Source organism: Roseomonas sp. KE2513 (assembly GCF_016107305.1).
Taxonomy (GTDB): Bacteria; Pseudomonadota; Alphaproteobacteria; order Acetobacterales; family Acetobacteraceae; genus Roseomonas.
Genome location: NZ_RCVR01000038.1, coordinates 1 through 18,314, shown reverse-complemented (window position 1 = coordinate 18,314; position 18,314 = coordinate 1). Strand labels below are relative to the sequence as shown.

Annotated in this window: 14 protein-coding genes; 6 read left to right on the top strand and 8 right to left on the bottom strand. The window is 67.4% G+C overall.

What is annotated here, in order from left to right; all coding sequences use genetic code 11:
- Nucleotides 1-96: 96 nt before the first annotated feature.
- From D9599_RS24645 to D9599_RS24610, 7 genes are all read right to left on the bottom strand, one after another.
- Nucleotides 97-2,145: an ATP-dependent helicase gene (locus D9599_RS24645; RefSeq protein WP_232480871.1), complete on the bottom strand. Its 2,049-nt coding sequence runs from the start codon at nt 2,143-2,145 to the stop codon at nt 97-99.
- Nucleotides 2,129-2,467 carry a hypothetical protein gene (locus tag D9599_RS24640; protein WP_198383951.1) on the bottom strand — a complete coding sequence of 113 codons (339 nt, stop codon included), beginning with the start codon at nt 2,465-2,467 and terminating at the stop codon, nt 2,129-2,131. The genes D9599_RS24645 and D9599_RS24640 overlap by 17 nt, the downstream gene beginning before the upstream one ends.
- Nucleotides 2,464-3,417, bottom strand: coding sequence for a DUF3991 and TOPRIM domain-containing protein (locus tag D9599_RS24635; RefSeq protein ID WP_232480870.1), 954 nt, complete (start codon nt 3,415-3,417; stop codon nt 2,464-2,466). The genes D9599_RS24640 and D9599_RS24635 overlap by 4 nt, the downstream gene beginning before the upstream one ends.
- Before the next feature lie 929 nt (nt 3,418-4,346).
- A complete protein-coding gene (locus D9599_RS24630; protein ID WP_232480869.1) occupies nt 4,347-5,027 on the bottom strand; it encodes a ParA family protein in 681 nt (226 codons plus the stop codon).
- A gap of 634 nt (nt 5,028-5,661) precedes the next feature.
- Nucleotides 5,662-8,952, bottom strand: a complete 3,291-nt coding sequence (locus D9599_RS24620) for an error-prone DNA polymerase (RefSeq protein WP_198383950.1) — start codon at nt 8,950-8,952, stop codon at nt 5,662-5,664.
- 7 nt (nt 8,953-8,959) lie between these two features.
- Nucleotides 8,960-10,348: a DNA polymerase Y family protein gene (locus D9599_RS24615; protein ID WP_375373070.1), complete on the bottom strand. Its 1,389-nt coding sequence runs from the start codon at nt 10,346-10,348 to the stop codon at nt 8,960-8,962.
- 112 nt (nt 10,349-10,460) lie between these two features.
- On the bottom strand, nt 10,461-10,694 hold the full coding sequence (locus D9599_RS24610; RefSeq protein WP_198383948.1) for a hypothetical protein: 234 nt from the start codon (nt 10,692-10,694) through the stop codon (nt 10,461-10,463).
- Between the two features lie 1,251 nt (nt 10,695-11,945).
- On the opposite strand from D9599_RS24610, the gene D9599_RS24605 reads away from it, so the two are divergent.
- The 6 genes from D9599_RS24605 to D9599_RS24580 all read left to right on the top strand — a co-directional run bounded on the left by D9599_RS24605 (nt 11,946) and on the right by D9599_RS24580 (nt 18,037).
- Entirely contained in the window at nt 11,946-12,884 is a 939-nt protein-coding gene (locus D9599_RS24605) for a hypothetical protein (protein ID WP_073138426.1), read from the top strand.
- A 288-nt stretch (nt 12,885-13,172) separates the two neighbouring features.
- Nucleotides 13,173-14,174 carry a tyrosine-type recombinase/integrase gene (locus D9599_RS24600; RefSeq protein WP_198383947.1) on the top strand — a complete coding sequence of 334 codons (1,002 nt, stop codon included), beginning with the start codon at nt 13,173-13,175 and terminating at the stop codon, nt 14,172-14,174.
- Nucleotides 14,171-14,929 (top strand): hypothetical protein, encoded by a 759-nt coding sequence (locus D9599_RS24595; RefSeq protein ID WP_198383946.1) that lies wholly within the window; start codon nt 14,171-14,173, stop codon nt 14,927-14,929. Before D9599_RS24600 ends, D9599_RS24595 begins: the two co-directional genes overlap by 4 nt.
- The gene (locus D9599_RS24590) at nt 14,926-15,720 is read left to right on the top strand and encodes a ScpA family protein (protein WP_198383945.1); all 795 of its coding nucleotides are present in this window, start codon (nt 14,926-14,928) and stop codon (nt 15,718-15,720) included. The genes D9599_RS24595 and D9599_RS24590 overlap by 4 nt, the downstream gene beginning before the upstream one ends.
- Nucleotides 15,721-15,837: 117 nt before the next feature.
- On the top strand, nt 15,838-17,283 hold the full coding sequence (locus tag D9599_RS24585; RefSeq protein ID WP_198383944.1) for a DUF6880 family protein: 1,446 nt from the start codon (nt 15,838-15,840) through the stop codon (nt 17,281-17,283).
- 118 nt (nt 17,284-17,401) lie between these two features.
- Nucleotides 17,402-18,037, top strand: a complete 636-nt coding sequence (locus D9599_RS24580; protein WP_198383943.1) for a glutathione S-transferase family protein — start codon at nt 17,402-17,404, stop codon at nt 18,035-18,037.
- Nucleotides 18,038-18,069: 32 nt separating this feature from the next.
- Here the strand turns inward: D9599_RS24580 and D9599_RS31585 are convergent.
- On the bottom strand, nt 18,070-18,314 hold a 245-nt coding region (locus tag D9599_RS31585), incomplete at its 5' end, for a hypothetical protein (RefSeq protein WP_232480867.1).

Sequence of the window (18,314 nt, the reverse complement as noted above, 5' to 3'; positions counted from 1 at the left end):
GCGGCGGGAGCGCAGCGACGAACCCTTGCCGCGCTCCGGGAGAGGGTGGCAGGGCTTTCCCTACTCCCTCTCCTCCTCCCTGCTCTCCCGCCTGCTTTACCCCGCCCGCCGCTGCCGCAGGCTGGCGAGCATCTCGTTGAGCGCGTCCATGCCGGACTGCCGGGGTGATGGACGCGGTGCCCGGCGCTCCTCCGGGCGGAGCCACCCCTCGTGGCGGTTGTCGGCCGGGATGTCGTCGAGAAAGGGCGAGGGATCGACGTAGCCGCGCCGGAACTCGGCGTAGCTGACCGCCACCCGCTCCTTGCCGCGGGTCAGTGCCACATAGGCCAGTCGCCGCTCCTCCGAGGCCTCGCCGTACTGGCTCGGGAATACGGTCGTGTTCCATGCCGGCAGGAAGACATGGGCGAACTCCAGTCCCTTGGCCCGGTGCAGGGTGAGCAGCTGCACCCGTCCCTCGGTGTCCTCCCCCGCGGCGGCGCTGGCCAGGGCGGCATGTTCCAGCAACTCCGCCGCTGAGTGAAAGCTCCCGGCGAGCAGCACCAGTTCGGCCAAGTTCTCCAGCCGACCCTCCACCGTCTCAGCCCGGCTATCGCGCAGCCACTGCCGGTAGCCGGTGCGGTCGAGCAGCATGGACAAGCGGTCGGCGACTGTGGCCTCCGCGTCGGTCGCGATCGAGCGCACGGCGTCGGCGAAGGCGCCGGCCGCCCCTCTCACCTTGGGCGGTAGCTCGGCGGTGCGGCAGGCGGCCAGCAGCGAGGAACCACGCCACTCGGCGTCGCGCTCCAGCAGGTCGAGAGCCTTCGGGCCGATGCCGCGCGGCGGGCTGTTGCAGGCGCGGCGGAACGCCTCGTCGGACTGGCAGTCATCCGGGCAGGTCGCGAGGCGTAGCAGCGCCAGGGCGTCCTTCACCTCGGCGCGCTGGTAGAAGCCGACATCGCCGACGAGCACGTAGGGCACCTTGGCTCGCAGCAACTCCTCCTCGATGCCGCGCGACAGGTGGTTGGCCCGGTAAAGGATGGCCATGTCCTGCCAGCGGACGCCCTCGGCGCCGCGCTTGCGGATCTCGGCGGCGATGCCGATCGCTTCCGCCTCGTCGTTGCGGAACCTGACCACCTCGATCGGCTGGCCCTGCTCCCGGGTGGTGCGCAACGTCTTTCCTAACCGGGTGTCGTCACGGGCGATGACCGCGTTGGCCGCGGCCAGGATGTGGCCAGTGGAGCGGAAATTCTCCTCCAGCTTGACCACGGCCGCGCCGCGGAAGTCGCGCGTGAAGCGGCGGATGTACTCAATGTCCGCGCCGCGCCAGCCGAACACCGCTTGGTCGTCGTCGCCGACGGCGAAGATCTCGCCGTGGTCCTCGGCCATCAGCCGGAGCCAGCGGTACTGGACGGCGTTCACGTCCTGGTACTCGTCGGCCAGCAAGCAGGAGAAGCGGCCGGCGAAACGCAGTCGGCGCTCCTCGTCGCGTCCCATGGCTACCGTCGGCCAGAGCAGCAGGTCGCCGAAGTCGGCGGCGTTAGCCTCCACCAGTCGGCGCTGATATTCCGGGTAGATACGTGCCGCGGCGCGCAGACCGGAGGCGTCGGCCATTGGACTCGAGGCAATCATCGCCTCAGCCCGGATGACCGCCTCGCTCGGGGTGATGAGGTTGTCCTTGAAGCGGCCAATGTGGCCGGCCACGGCCTTCACCGGGTCCTTGCCCATGCCCTCGTCATCGCCGGCTTCGGCGCCCATGGCTTTCATGGTGCGCTTGAGCAGGCGCTTGGCATCGACGGCATCGAGCACGTCGAAGTTCTCGCGCAGCCCCGCCATCTCCGGCTCCTGTCGCAACTGGCGGACTCCGAGGCCGTGAAAGGTGCCGATCCAGGACGGCGCCGCCTGCCCGCCGAGCAGGGCGACGATGCGCTCGCGCATCTCGCCCGCCGCCTTGTTGGTGAAGGTCACGGCCAGGATGCGCTGGGCCGGTATGCCGCGCTCGGCGATGCGCAGGGCGACGCCGGCGGTCAGGGTCTTGGTCTTGCCGGTTCCAGCTCCTGCCAGCACCAGCACCGGCCCGTGCATCCCGGCGGCTTCGCCCTGGGGGCGGGTCAGCCCAGCTACCAGACGGGCACGGTCGGAGGAGATGGCTTCAGATGCGGTCGGCATGGCAGTTCCATCCGTGGCAGATCACCAGAGCGGCGTCGGGGCCCTCGTCGTGGTCGAGGCTGAGCAGAGTGAAGGCGTCGTCCAGCAGCCAGTGGCCGTCCTGGTCGCGCTCGCCCGCGACCACCACGCCGCGGTAGTGGTCGGAGCCGTTGTCGGCCGCGACCAGCACCGGGCGGTCGATCGCGGCATCGCCGGTTGGCGGCACCTTGCAGCGGGCCTGCAGCTTCGGGGGCAGCCGGAAGAAGGCGGCGTGCAGCGCGCGCACCAGATCGTCCGCCTCCCGACTGGGGGCCGTGGCAGTACTTTCCGTGATGAGGCTCATGCCCCCCTCCCCCGTGTCAGGACGTCGTTCCAGTCGTTCAGCCCGCGCGGTGGCAGCAGGCGCTCGCAGCGCACGCCCGCCGCGGCGGCGCGCTCGGCCAGGAAGGCGGCGTAGCGCTCCCCCGGCGGGTCGTTGTCGGTCGCGGTGGCCAGAAGGGCGTCCGGGAGGGTGGCCATCCCGGCGAGCAGCAAATCCAATGCTTGCACCGACCCCGGCCCCATGCCGCCGGAAGTGGCGACGTACAGGGTGTCGCCCTGCAGCCGCCCGACGGCCGCAAGGCTGAGGGCATCGATCGGCGCCTCGGTCACGGCCATCCGGCGTGGCCGTACCTCACGCGAGGCGATCCAGCCGGGCAGCCGGAACAGGGTCTTGTACCCGCCCTTGGCGAAGCCACGGAACTCCGGCCCCCGCATGTCGAAGCCGGTCAGCGCGTCTGTCTCGTCGCGGTGAGCAAACCAGGCTGTGCCGTATGCACCCTCCCGGATAGCGTCGACCGCTACGGCAGCGCGTAGCACCGGGCTGGGCAACCGGCGGACCTCGGCGAGGTAGCGCCAGGCCCGCGAGCCCGGCCGCAGTGGCTTCGCCGCCGACCAGCGCTCGGCGGCTGGGGTAACTCCCTCTCCGCGCGAGCGCACCCGCTCGTACTCGGGGAAGTTGGGCTGCAGCCCGACCATCTCACGCAGGAGCTTGCGAGCGTGCCCGAAGTTCAGGTCCGGGCGCAGGTGCTGCACCAGCCCAAACACGTCGCCCTTGGCGGTGCTGCCGGCGTCCCACCAGCCATGGCCGCCATGGTTGACGATGATGATCTCGCCCTGGCCGCGCCGGTACTTCAGGCAGTCCCGGGTGCTCTCGGCCTTGTCGAGCCTCCACGGCGGTGGCATGCGCTCCAGCAAGGCGGCGCAGTTCACGCTTTCCCGAAGCCGCTGCAGCTCGTCATCCTTACCAATCATCCCTCGGAATCCTCCTCCTGGATTCCACCCGCCGACCGCGAGGCGGGCGCGGGACAAGGGCGGTGCCGGGGCCCCGCCCCGGCGCGGGAGCGCAGCGACGCACCCTTGTCGCGGGTCCGCCGCTAGCGGTACCGGCCTCTCCCCTCCCCTCCCGTCTTCCATGCATCGTGGCTCCCTGAACCGGTTCGGCCCATAGAATCGCGATCAGCGGTGCGAACAGGAAAAGCGGAATTCAATCGTGGCGAGCACGCCGTTCGCGCCGCCCGCGGTCATTCTCGGTACGGCCGAAAGGAGCGCGAGGACACCAGTATGTTGATGGCGGGTAGACGAGGAGGAATCTCGCAAGTCGCGTCGTTAGCTGCAGCCCGACCATCTCACCCAGCAGCTTGTGAGCGTAGCCAGGTCCCTAACACCCGGCCTGCAACCCCGAAACCAGCTAGTCCGTGGAGCCTTCCTAGGGATTTCGGTCTTTCGGGAAAGCCGGAACTCCCGATTTCCTACAACGCGACAAGACTATCTGGTCCGCGGACGTTTACGTTCGTCCTGCAGATCATCCTCTCTGATTTCAATCCCATCCTTTCGCAACGCGAGCAGAAGCTGATTGCGAATAGTCACTCCAGTCTCGGCGTAACGTCGCCGAAGCTGCTGCAGAACGTACTCGGGTGCCTTGGTAGAGAGTGAGATTTCCGGGGAGCGGCGAGAGGGTGGAGCACCGGGCTCAGTTCGTGATTGGGGAGGCGCGGTTTCCGGATTAACCACACGCACGTTACCGCTCCTCAAGCCACGCTCAAGAGCCTCTGTGGTCTCCAAAGCCTCCGCTGCACTGAAGCGCGGGTCATTAGCCGAGGTTGGTAAGGGCGCCGGCCGCGGTCCAAAATCAGGCGCTTGAAGTACCGGGCGCTGAGGCTTTGCGGACATTGCTCGATTCCTCAGGCTGCACTGGCCAAGGGAGAAGCGTCCTCCGAGATCAAGGCCATCATCTCGTCGAAAACGGCGACGAAGTTCGCTGCAGCATTACTACTCCTGTCATGAAGATGAGGGATGTGAGCGGTGTAGGTCATCTCCTTCCACGCAGCCCGGTCGCCGAAGGCGGCCCTGAGAACATGCGCGCCTATCCGCTGGTACTGTTCTCTAAGAAAAGCTTCGACCCTCGGTCGGGCTGCGCCGGCAGCCGTGCGTGTCAGAAGGACGCCGCGGGCAATACGGCGTCCGCTAATGTCTTGGGCCTCCTCAGCTTGCCGCCACGTCTCGACCCCGCATCGGAGGTCAGTCTCGCTCATCTGAGATGGAACGATCACCAAATCTGCCAGCGCCATTGCTACCTGCGTGTCGTTCGTGGCAGCCCCCATAAGGTCGATCACGACGTGATCATGCTTCGACGCTAGATCCCTCACCAGAGCACTGACCCGACGCTCGCCGTCCGGAACAGCCACGCCTACGTGCTGCAGTTCCGGCACCTTCCCGAAGAAGGCGTTCAGAGGACGATTGGGGTCGAGGTCGAGGGCAGCAACTGTCGCGCCTCGGGCAACGAGTTCGGCAACTGTGCACATCGCAGCGGTAGTCTTTCCTGAACCACCCTTGACCTGAGCGAACGTGACAATGGCCATCATGACCCCCCGAAACACCGATTTCCCGAAACCACGCTTTTCAGCAACGGCCGCGCTGCCCTGACCTTGCGGCATCATCAAGCCTTACTTGGTTTCGGACTAGCACGAAAGCCCTAAACGGGGATTTCGTCGTTTCGGGAAATCCCGAAATCGGGCGAAGGTGGGTGGCTACGGGGCTGTCGCGCCTCGGGCAACGAGTTCGGCAGCTGTGCACATCGCCGCGGTAGTCTTTCCTGAACCACCCTTGACCTGAGCGAACGTGACAATGGCCATTATGACCGCCCCCGAAACACCGATTTCCCGAAACCACGGTTTCCAGCAACGGCCGCGCTGCCCTGACCTTGCGGCATCATCAAGTCTTACTTGGTTTCGGGCTAGCACGAAAGCCCTAAACGGGGATTTCGTCGTTTCGGGAAACCCCGAAATCGGGCTAAGGTGAGTGACTACGGGGCTACTAGAGTGCCCTTTCAGCCTGATTGCCCACACAAATTGCTAGAGGACCACACACCCCAGGTGTGCCAACACTCTGCATTTCAGAAGAGGAGGTGCCGCCCCAATCTGCTGACTGATCGTCTCAAGGTTCCCAGCCAAACCCGATTTCCTGCTTTCGGGACTTCAGCGTTTCGGGAAAGCAGGGTTAGCGGAAATCTCTGCTTTGAGGCATGTGGGGGTTGGGTCGCACTGACCCTGGATCCGGGCGCCTGACCTCGTCGGCGCGTCCAATCGCGCGCTCAGTCCATCCTTCATGCAGTGAGCCTTGCATCAGGTTACGAAGTAGATCGGAGCGATCCTCCAGCTTGCGGCAGATCAGGTGGGTGATCGGCACCTCGGCCCGTTCGGTCTCACGCTCTACCCGAGCCTCGACCACCATAAGCCGGGCCCCGATGAGCGCGGCCCGGTCGCGCGTACCGACATCGGTGTACACGACGAGGTTCGCTGTCCCGTGCTCGTCCTCGACCGTGATGAAGACGATGCCCTTGGCCGTGCCCGGCCGCTGCCGCATCAGCACCATGCCGGCCAGCCTGATCCGCTGCCCGGCGCGCATACCCTCCAGGTCGCGGGTATCGCTGCAACCGAGTGCGCGCAGTTGCGATCGCAGTAGCGCCAGCGGGTGCTGACGTAGGGTTAGCCCAGTCGCAGTGTAGTCCAGCACCACCGACTGCCCATCTGCCTCGGCCGGCAGGGCAGGGGAGGGCTCAACAAGGAGAGGCGGCTCACCGGCCGCTGCGGCCTGGGCGGCCAGCCGCAGTAGGGGAGGGGTGTCGCCTTCGACTCCCTTGGCGTCCCACATCGCCGCCCGGCGATCGAGACCCATGCCAGCAAAGCCGTCCGCCTCGGCCAAAGCCTCAATAGCCTTACGGCCTACCCCGGCCCGGCGCACCACCTCGTCCACCGAGGCATAAGGCGAGCCGTTGCCCGTCCGCCGGGCCTCGGCCACCCGCTTCCCGTCCTCGGCCGACAGGCCAGCGGCCATGCGCAGCCCTAGGCGTAGGGCGAGGCCCTCGGCGCTGCGCGCCTCCGGCTCCAGGGTGCAGTCCCAACGGCTCTCGTTCACGTCCAGCCGACGCACCACCACCCGGTGCTGCTGGGCGTCGCGCACAATCTGCGCGGGGGCGTAGAAGCCCATCGGCTGGCTGTTCAGCAGCGCGGCCGCGAATACCGCGGGATGGTGGCACTTCACCCAGGCCGAGGCGTAGGCCAGGTGCGCGAAGCTGGCGGCATGGCTCTCCGGAAATCCGTAAGAGCCGAAGCCCTCGATCTGCTTGAACACGCGCTCGGCGAGGTCGGGGTCGTAGCCGCGGCGGATCATGCCGCCGACCAGCTTGTCCCGGTACACCGCCACACCCTGCGTGTACTTGAAGGTGGCCATGGCGCGGCGCAGTTGGTCGGCCTCGCCGGGCGAGAAGCCGGCGGCGACGATGGCCACCCGCATGGCCTGCTCCTGAAAGAGTGGCACGCCCAGGGTGCGGCCGAGCACCTGCTTTAGCTCGTCCTCCGGACCGTGTTCCTTGCTGGGGGAGGGGTAGACCGGCGCCTCGTCGCCCCAGCGCCGGCGCAGGTAGGGATGTACCATGTCGCCCTGAATCGGCCCGGGCCGGACGAGGGCCACCTGCACCACCAGGTCGTAGAACTTCGATGGCCGCAGACGCGGCAGCATGTTCATCTGCGCGCGGCTTTCGACCTGGAACACGCCCAGAGAGTCGGCCCGACGCAGCATAGCGTAGGTCTCGGTGCAGTCGCGGGGCACGTCGGCGAGATCGAGGTCGGCAATGCGGTGCCGGCGCAGAAGGTCGAAGCCGCGCCGCAGGCAGCTCAGCATCCCCAGCGCCAGGATGTCCACCTTCAGCAGGCCGAGCGCCTCGACGTCATTCTTGTCCCACTCCAGCACCGTGCGCCCGTCCATGGCGGCGTTGCCGACCACCGCCATCTCGATCAGGGGCCCGCGCGACATGACAAAGCCGCCGACATGGGTGGCGAGGTGGCGGGGGAAGTCCTGGATCTCCTCGGCCAGCTCCAGCGCAAGGCCGAGGCGGCGGTCGGACAGGTCGAGACCCTCGGCCGCCGCGATTTCGGCCAGGCTGTCGTCCCGTCCTGGGCCCCAGCTGGCCTTGGCCAGCCGCCCGGTGACGTCCTCCGACAGCCCGAGCGCCTTGCCGACCTCGCGCACCGCCGATCGGCCGCGAAAGCGGATTACAGTGCCCACGATGGCCGCGCGATCGCGGCCGTAGCGGCGGTAGATGAACTGGATCACCTCCTCGCGGCGCTCGTGCTCGAAGTCGACGTCGATGTCGGGCGGCTCAGCCCGCTCCACCGAAAGGAAGCGTTCAAACAGGAGGTCGTGCTTGGAGGGATCTACCGCGGTGATGCCGAGCACGTAGCAGACGGAGGAGTTAGCGGCGGAGCCGCGTCCCTGACAGAGGATGTCCTGGTCTCGGGCAAAGCGCACCACCTCGTCCACCGTCAGGAAGTAGGGCGCGTAGTCCAGCCGCTCAATTAGCCGCAGCTCGTGCTCAATGCGGCCCTGGATGTCGTCGGGCACGCCGCGCGGGAAACGGCGGGCGCATGCTTCGGCGACGCGGCCCTCCAGCGTCTGTTGCGGCGTGCGGCCGGGCTCCATGATCTCGTCCGGGTACTCGTGGCGCAGCTGGGACAGCGAGAAGCCCCTGCAGGCCTCGAGGACACGGAGGGTGTTGAGCAGGGCGGCCGGGGCGCGGCGGAACAGCCGGGCCATCTCGGCTGGGTCTTTGAAGTGCCGCTCAGCATTGGGCTCGGCATCGCGGCCCAGCCGGTCCACCGGCCGGCCGAGGCGGATCGCCGTTAGCACGTCAGCCAGGCGACGACGGGAGGCGACGTGGTAGCGCACGTCATTGGTCGCCAGCAGGTCAACACGGGCGAGGGCGGTCATCTCGGCCAGGGCTTCCAGCCGTTCCTCGTCGATGTCGTCGAAACGGATCGTCGCCGTGCAGAGCAGCGGCAGCGCCAACCGAGAGCGCAGCGCCGTGGCGTCGGCCCGTAGGCGATCGCCAAAGGCGGCGTCCGGGCGCACGGGGGATACGGCCGCCATGCACCAGCCCTCCGCAGGTCCGATCATCTCGTCATGAGTGAGGCTGCACTCGCCCTTGGGCGAGCGCATGCGGCCCAGCGAAAGCAGTCGGGTCAGGCGGCCGAAGGACGCCCGGTCGGTGGGCCACACCAGGTACTCGGCACTGTCCTGCAACTGCAGGCGGCAGCCCACAACGTAGGGTATGCCGGCCTCCTTGGCAGCAACGTGGCCGCGCACAGCACCGGCAAGGCTGTTGGTATCGCAGATGCCCACCCCGGCATGGCCGAGCGCTGCAGCGGCCACCACCAGCTCGCCGGGATGCGAAGCGCCGTCCAGCAAGGTGAAGTTCGAGCGGCAGCCGAGTTCTGCGTAGGCAAGGGACACAGGGCGATCAGCCGATGACGCCGTGCAGGAACCAGCGTGCTGGGGCGTTGGGACGGGCGATCCCGAGTCGGCACACCCACAGCCGGCCGCCCTCCTCGGTCTGCACCCGAAAGTAATCCCGGCGCGGACGGTCGTGCTTGTCGCCCCACCATTCCGGTTCCAGCCGCTCGGGGCCGGCGGCGTGCAACACTCGCAGCACGCGGCCGTCCAGACGCAGCCGGGCAGGGGGGCCCTCCGGCACCTCGGCCACCACGCCGAGTTCCTTCGGTTGACGCAGGAGGCGCACCGGCCGCCGCCGCTCCTCCCAGGCGTCCGGCACCTCGGGATTTGTGTGGGGATCGACCATGGCCACGCTATCGTCGGGCAAATGGCTTCCGGTCTGCGCCACACGCCACATCACGGCGTGCTGGCCGAGACGGTCGATCAGCTTCGACAGCATCCGCTCTTGCTCGCCGGCCAGGGCGTCCCCGCCCAGGCCGCTCAGTTGGCGGGCCTGAAGTGCGTTGGTCTCGGTCGCGCGCAGGATCATGCGCTCGAAGCCGAGGTCGGGCTCCAAGGTGCCAAGCCGCTCGGCGAAGAGCCGGCGCAGGTGAGCGGCGTCACGCGAGGGACTGCCGACACCGATGACCACCTCCTGCACCTCGCCGTCCACGCGGAAGGCGAGCAGGCTGAGGCGTCGGGCACCGCTGCCCGACTCAGCGAGCGTAGCGCACAGCTCCTCCAGCAGGGCGTCCACGGCACGGTCAATGGCCGGGCGCGTCACGATCGGCTCGAGGAAAGAGCGGATCGCCAGCAGGGCAGGGGGTGGCTGGACCAGCTTCAGTGGCCGCGCCCTCGCGCCTGAGGCGAAATCCAGCGCATCGAGTAGTGGGCGACCGAAGCGGCGTGCCAGGGGCGCCCGCGGCTGGCGCAGCACATCGCCCAGCGTTAGCAGGCCGAGCCTGGCGAGACCGGTTGCGATCTCGCCAGGGAGCCGCAGCGAAGCAAGCGGCAGTGCGCCGATTGCCTCTAGGTCGCCGCCGACGGGGACAACAACGCCGTTGTGCCCGCTCCGGACCATGGCTGCTGCAGCATCGGCGCTGCCCGCCATCCCGACTCGCGCCCGATAGGCGGCCCGGCGGAAACAGCGCTCCACCTCCGCGAGCATCGCCATCTCACCGCCGAACAGGTCGGTGCAGCCGGACACGTCGAGGACCAGCCCATCTGGGGCATCCAGGGCCACAAGCGGTGTGAAACGCAGGGCCCAGTGCCCGAGCCGCTGCAGCAGCTCGGCCTCACTGCCTGGGTCAGCGGGCCGCAACACGAGATTCGGCAGCATGGCCTGAGCGTCGGCCATGGCCTGCCCTGCGTGCAGATGCGGGGCGTCGACGCAAACCAGCGCGCGGCGGTTACCCACAGTCTGCCACGTCGCCACTGCCTCGCTTGCGAGGTCGGGCTCGCGCCGTCGGAGCGCGTCCACCGCTAGCCACGGAAGATGCACGGAAATGAAGCGCCGGGCGTTACCCGAGTCACCCCGCACTGTGTGGACGCCCCGGACGCTTGCGCATCAACACGAAGCCGGCCCGCTCGAGATACTGAGCCAAGTGCTGCGCCGCCAAGCCCGCGACCATCTCCCCACCGTGCGGCCGTGGCCGCCCGCGCTCGTCGTAGCGCAGCGCGTAGGACAGTGCGTCGGCCACCTCCTCTGGGCGCGCTGGGCTTAGCGAGTTCTCGTTGGATTCGTTCGGAAAATGGTCGGCCATGCCGCCACCCTATCGGGCGAATCGCGAACAAAACAAGAACTGATTCCCAGCTCACGCGACCGCGAACCTGCGGGAGGAGGCTCCATGACTCGCGGAATGCCCTACCCACAAGGCTTTGCATGACCGGGTGAATCTTGTGTGGCAGCGAAGAAATCAGCCCAGCAGCCGGCCGAAGCTTCCCTGCGGCATCTGGCTTCTGCGAGTCGCCTTGCCCGGCCGTCCAGCCATGTCGGCGACGCCGTGCAGGGTCTTCTCGAGCCGTAGTTCGCCCTTGAGGTGCTGCTCCACCGTCTTTTGAAGGTAGCCGGTCGGACTACGAGGATGCGATCGCAGCTTCCATGGCGGCGCTACGTGGCCTGGGCACTCGGCGGGCCTGGGAGCGCATGAAGGTCGAGGTGCCCCATGCGGGCCTGATTGAGCGACTCTTGGACCACGACCTGCGAGCTACAGGCGACAGTCTCAACGACGTCGATGCCGGCTCCGACACACACCACACAGTCACTTTTAGGGGCCGCCGTTACGTCCGGGACCCCCGCGTGTGGGCGGAGGTCCTGCTGCGCGCCGGAGGGTTCTGCGAACGCTGCGGCGCCGAGGGTTCGTGACCGAGGCCAGGACGCTACCTCGGGGCCCACCACATTCTGGCGTTCTCTCAAGACGGTCAGGACCGGCGGACCAATGTCTGGCACTGTGCGCGGACCTAAGGGTCTGAACATCGCGATGGCGGCCAAAGTGGCCGCCCTGGAAGGGGCGAGGCAGTCGTAATTGCGGGGGCACTTTAGAGCCCGATCCCCTCCTCTGCTTCTTCCCTGCACCCTTGATTGGTCCGAGTCGGTGCCAGGACCGTCCTTTCAGCAGCCTTTCTCCCGATGCCGTTCCTGCCTCATGAACTGGACGTCCGTTCCAGGACCAGCATGGGGAACCAGCCCGCGTTAGGGTTGTCCCCAGCGGAAGGTCTAAGATTCGTCTAATAATATGAGTCTAAAGGGAAATTCTGCGTTTCGATTCAGTGGCCTAGGTGGGGGTTCTGCTCCCGCTTTTACGCGTAATGCCCCTGCCTCTACGGAAAGTGCCCCTGGGATTCACTTAGGGCCTCCTGTTGTCCCCAGAGCTGGGGATAACTTCTCCGGGTGACGGGAATCACGGGAGCATTTTTTGGGCTCTCAGGCCCATTCTTCGTGTCTATGCTCCTCTTCCACGGGAATCGCGGGAGCATTCCAGCGGCGAGCGGAATCGCAGGGGCATTTTGGGGCAATGAGCGAGAGCGGGCCGAAATTCCTGTCTGAGGTGGAGCGAAAGCGCCTTGCCCGGCTTGAGCGGACGAAGCAGAACGCCAGGGGGCGTCGTGCCCCCGCCGTGATGCCCTCCCGGCTGGCTCGGACGAGTGCATTCGCTGCCCGTGTCCATGGTTTGGACACCGACAGCAACTTCCGTCGGACCTACATCGTCCCCCCGCACAGCGTGGTCGAAGTGGCCGGGCGCGAGCTGGGAACCCGGCATCGGGATGCGCTCGTTGCGCTTTTCCGGCTGCGCGCGAAGCGCGTCGAGGCCCGCACCGAGACTGGGCAGAAGATCGTCGTATGCCAGACCGAGACGACGTGGCGGGAGCTGCTGGCTGCCAGTGGCCTGACCATCCACGTGACGAACCTCCTGACCGCCCTTCGCGTGCTCCAGGAGCTACAGCGCGTAACGATCAGGGTCTTCCGTGGATCGCATGAAGAATATCTGCGTGCCGAGGCCCGGGGGATGCTCGCCGGAGCCGGTTGGTCGGATGCCCTAATAGGTCGAATCGAGTGGGATGGTGCCCAGCTCGATAGCAAGTTGACGGTGTCGTATGGAGAATGGGTCCGTCGGACACTTGAGGAACGGCATCTCGTCGCAGTAGATGCTGACGTTTACTTCAAATTGAAGTCCGATTACGCGCGATGCTGGTGGCCCTACATTGACAGCCAGCCTGCCCATAGCTGGATCAACGTGGAACTGCTGGCCTCGCTGGCCGGGCGTGACTACCGCGCCGAGGAGACAAAGAAACGGGTCAAGTTGCGAGAGGAGGTTCGGCAGGCGCTTGCCGACATGCAGCAGGCAGGCGGGCTCACGTCGTGGGTGGAGGAGGTCGTAGGGTCCGGCCGGGCGAAGACATACAGATACCGATACGTTCGGGCCGGCAGTCCCCAGGCCGAGCTGCCGATCTGAGCCTCGCCGTCAGGCAGCGTTGACCGCGTCCACCAGGTTGATCTCGGCTCCGGTCCGCTTCAGGTTCGCCTCGGCCGACCGGACCCGTCCCAGAACCAAGGATGATCGGCCCGGAATCCAGGATGGCAATCAGGGACTATCGCGATCTCGGCCGAGCAACAACCAACAGCATGCACGCGACCCATTACCCGCGATAACCCCCCTTATCACGAGTAATGTAATTGCAGGTGGCGCTTCGTGCCCGCCTGAGGCAGATTCGGGCTTCCGGAGGCAGGAGGTCGAGGCGATATGGGTAGCGACGTCGCGACACGTGGGGCGGGTGAAAGCCTGCCGGAACAGCGACTTGTGCCCACCGCCAAGGGCCTGGCGGCGCAGGCCAAGGCTCGCGAGTACGCCCGCCGCTCCATGTCGCCTGCCACCTTGCGGGCCTACCGCTCGGACTGGCAGCACTTCTCCGCCTGGTGCCTCGAGGCCGGCCTCGAACCCATCCCGGCCGAGCCCTCCACCGTCGGCGCCTACCTTGCCCATCTCGGCGAGACCCACGCCCCCACCACCGTCCGCCGCCGGCTCGCCGCCATCGGCCAGATGCATCGCTACAACGGCTTCCCCTGGGAGACCGGCAGCCTCGAGATCCGCGCCACGCTGAAGGGCGTGCTCGCCGAGCACGGCCAGCCCGTGCGTCAGGCCGCGGCGATCCGCCTCGCCGACCTGCGCAAGCTCGTCGACACCTGCGACGATGGTCCTGTGGGCCGGCGCGACCGCGCGCTGTTGCTGCTGGGCTTCGCAGGCGCCTTCCGCCGCTCCGAACTCGTGGCGCTCGAAGTGACCGATGTCGTGCCCACGCCGTTCGGCCTGCGGGTACGCATCCGCCGGTCCAAGACAGACCAGGAGCGCCAGGGCGCCGAGATCGGCATCCCGCGCGGCAAGAACCCGGCGACCTGTCCGGTGCGCGCCATCGAGGCCTGGCGCGCGACACTGAAGCACCGCGCGGGACCGCTGTTCCGCCGCATCAGCAAGACCGGCACCATCGGCCGCGACGCGTTGGTGCCGGACTCCGTGCGCTTCCTGCTGCTCGGACGCGCCCACCTCGCCGGCATCACCGTGCCGGGCGGCGACCGCCTGACCGCGCACGGGTTGCGCGCCGGCTTCATCACCGAGGCCTACGACAAGGGTGTGCGGGATCAGGACATCATGGATCACACGCGCCATCGCGACCACAAGACCATGCGCGGCTACGTTCGGCGGGCCAAGCTTCTCTCCGAGAGCCCCGCCGGCAAGGTCGGCCTGTGACGGAGATCCGCTTCCCCTGGGACGAGGCGCCGGTCCGGCCGTCGCGCTCCCGCGCGAAGCCGGACGCACCGAAGCGGCCGCGTGGGCGTCCGAAGCAGGTTCGTTCCGTCGGTCGGGACACGGTCGGCTCGACAGCCACCCTTAGCCAAGCGGAACTGCCTGGCGCCGATCGTCTGGGCGGCGAGGGAGCGGTCGAGCACACGGAGTGGCTGCCGTTTCGGCTGGCCGTCGGCGGGCCAGCCGAAATGGTGGCGGCCTTCGCCGCCGCGGCAGAGGGGCCGGGTGTCACGCCCTGGCAGATCGACTTCGCCGCCATGGAGGAGGACGTGTTTCACCGTCTGGCCTCCCGCTATCCCCGCACCGGGCGGCTATCGCTCGAGGGCTGCCGGATCTTTGCAGCGCAGCTTCGCGAACGCAGCGAGGATCGGCACCGGCGGGTTCGGGCTGCGGCGGAGGCGAGCCGTGCCCGGCCGCTCGACCTGCACGCCTTGCTGCCCGTGCCGGCGGCGATCCTGGCGCTCGGTCCCGACCACCCGGATGCCCGGCGCTGGCTCCGCACCCACTGGGGCACCGAAGAACTACGCCGAGTGCAGCGGCTGCCCAGCTCGGCGGGCCGGCGACCGAAGGGCCAGGCGGCACTGCACTTCGGGTTCTTCGCAGCCGATGCCGGCCCTGCTGCGGCGGTGCGGCTGCTGACCAAGACCTGGACCGACCTGCGGCTGGACCTGCAACCCGTCGCCGGCGACGCCGGATGACGCCGGCCGGGCGGGGCGGTCCCGCCTCCGCCCCGGTCGTGCAACTCGACGGCTACGAGGGGCCGATCGACTTCCTGCTGGAGCTGGCCCGCGCTCAGAAGGTCGATCTTGCGCGCCTGTCGATCGTGGCGCTGGTGGACCAGTACGTAGCCGCAGTGGAGGCACCGGGCGCCGCGGCGACCCTAACGGAGCGGGGCGACTGGCTCATCGCCGCCAGCTGGCTGGTCCTGCTGAAGTCGAAGCTGCTGGTGCATGCTGAGGACGAGGCAAAGGTGCCGGAGGCGGAGCGACTACGCGACGGCCTCATCCGCGCTGAGCAGCGCCGGCACGCGCGAGCACTGGCAGGGTGGCTGGAGCGGCGGCCGCAACTAGGGCAGGAGGTCTTCGCCCGTGGGGTCGCCGAAGTGCCTGCCATCGCCGACCGCACTGAGGGCGGGGATCTGCTGGACCTCTTGCTGGCGTGCTTCGACTTGTTGGATGTGCCGAAGACGGCGGCACGCGAGGCAGTCCGGCCGTACGCGCCGCCCGCACTTGATGTCTGGCCCCTTGCGGAAGCACTCGTGCACTTGCGGACCTGGTTGCGTGACCACCCCGGCGGTGGCGAGCTGGGTGAGCTGGTACCCGGAGCGTCAGGATGCATACCCGCCTCGCCGCTGCGGCGTCGTTCCAACCTCGCGACCGGCTTCCTGGCTGGCCTGGAACTCGCCAAGCAGGGTGAGGTCCTCGTGCACCAGGATCGGACTTTTGGTCCCCTCCAGGTCAGGCTGTCAGCCCTTGTGCTTCCTTCGTGATCGCTCGCGACGACCGTTTATCCACAGTTGCGGGGGATAAGTCTGTGTACGTCCGCATGCCAGTTATCCGACGAGATGGCCGTTGAAGACAGTTCCTGATCGAACCAGAAGCACAGCATGGCCCAGAGCAAGACACTGAACGCTGCGAACCTCGAGGCGCTCGGCGCGGCCCGGCTCGCGGAACTGCTCATGGCGATCAGCAAGGGCAATGCTGAAGCCCAGCGACAGCTCCGCCTGGCCCTGGCCGGCCGCGGCGGTGCCGGTGAAACGGCGCGTGCCGTCACTAAGCAGCTGGTCCGTATCGGGAGCGCGAAAACCTGGCTGAACTGGCAGAAGATCAAGCCGTTGCTAGCCGAACTGGAGGTGCAGCGCCGCGCCATCCTCGACGTGGTTGCCCCAACCGATCCGGCCGAGGCCTTCGAACTGCTCTGGCGCCTGGTCGGCTGCGCCGAAGGCGTGCTCGCGCGTTCCGACGATGGCAGCGGCCGCCTGTCCGAGGCATTCCAAACCGCCGTCCGGGATCTCGGCACCCTGGCACAGCGGGCCGGCTTACCGCCCGAGGCCCTCGCCAACCGCGCCTTTCAGGCCCTTGCCGTCGACGAACATGGTGTCTGGGGCGAACTCGTCCCCATCCTGGCTCCCCAACTCGGCACGGCCGGGCTGCTGATTCTCAGGGAAGCCGTGCAAGCGTGGCAGGCGGAACCGCTTGCCGCATCGCCCGGGAGCAAGCGACAGGTGGTCGCCTGGTCGAGTGCCGGTCCGATCCACGCCGACGAGGTTCGGTCCCGTCACCGAAAGCACATGGCCAGCCTCATCCTGCAGCAGGTGGCGGACGCGCTCGGGGACGTGGACGGCTTCATCGGGCAGTTCGACGCCCCTGCGCGCAAGATGCCGGCCGTCGCCGCGGCCATCGCGCGACGGCTGCTCGGAGCCGGGCGACTGCCCGAGGCCTGGGCGGCGGTGGAGCGCGTCGACGCGCGGCAGCGTGAACAGGCGCCGGTCGAGTGGGAGGACGCGCGCCTCGACGTGCTCGAGGCGCTCGGGCGATCCGACGAGGCGCAGGCCTTCCGGTGGGAGCGCTTCACCACGACGCTCAGCGCCACCCATCTTCACGCCTACCTTCGCAAGCTACCGGACTTCGACGATGTCGAAGCGGAGCAGCGGGCCATGGCGCACGCGCTCGTGTTCAAGGACGTCCACCAATCGCTGGAGTTCCTCGTCACTTGGCCCGACCTGCGGCGGGCGAGCGAACTGGTCCTGAGCCGGACGCAGGCATTAGACGGCGACCTCTACGAGCTGCTCTCGCCGGCCTCCGACGCGCTGGACAGCAGGCATCCCCTCGCTGCGATGCTGCTGCGCCGGGCTATAATCGACTTCACGCTCGGGACAGCTCGGTCGTCGCGCTACAAGCACGCGGCGCAGCACCTCCGCGATTGCCGCGACGCTGCGGGGCGCGTGGAGGACTTCGGCTCCATACCGGACCACGCGGCCTACGAAAGGGCGCTCCGGACCGCTCACGGCCGCAAAGCCGGCTTCTGGCAGGAAGTCGATAGGTTAGGTTGATCCTACAAAAGGGCCGATCGCGCCCCCTTGCCGGACCTTTGACTGGCGCGACCGCTACTCGTCACTGTGCTATGGATGGGTGGTCCATCTAGCAGCACATCCTTCGAGCACGGGATCGATGTACACCCTTCATGCCTCCCCTGGATCGAGCGCTTTCGCTCCACACATCGTCCTCGAAGAAATCGGCGTCCCCTACAAGACGGTGATGATGTCCGCCGGGCACCCTGAGACCAAGTCTGCCGAGTTCCGGCAGATCAACCCCAAGGACCGTATCCCCGTGCTGATCGCCGAGGGGTTTCTCCTGACTGAAGCCCCCGCGATCCTTCTGCATCTCGGGCTAACCAACCCTGCTGCCGCTCTCATGGGATCAGATACCGGCAGCATCGTGCGCGCGGTCGAGTGGACCAACTGGCTGTCGGGCACCGTCCACGCCGTGGCGGTTCGAATGGTATGGAAGACGGACTACTTCCTACCTGACGCTTCCACGCACGGGCCGTTGATCGAACGGGGCATGGAGTACCTGCTATCGGCATTCGCTCTGGTCGAGAACAGGATGCAAGGCCGTCAGTACGCGCTCGGCGACGCTTACTCGGTAGTCGATCCCTACCTGCTGGTGTTCTTCCGCTGGGGGAACCGTATGCACATCGATATGCAAGGCCAGTACCCAGCCTGGACGGCACACGCGCGGCGGCTGGAAGCGCGGGACGCTGTGCAGCGCACGATCGCCCAGGAAGGGATTTCACTCTGGAAGTAGCTATGGCTGCTTCCCACCCCACCTGGAGCTAGCTACGGACGGGAGGCTACCGCCGCCCCCGACCCTTCCACGACATTGATGCTCGTCAGCGCAAAGTCGGACATGGAAGTGGAAGCGGACATTGCGTCACTGCCGGTACAAGCGGCTGCTTCAACACCATCTCGAACATTCAACGCCACCGAGGACGTGCTCCGAAGCAGACACTCAAAGCGACGCTGGTCCTTGGCCAGTGCGAGCACGTGGGAGTGGAATCCAAACCTGATTTTCAGCGAACAAG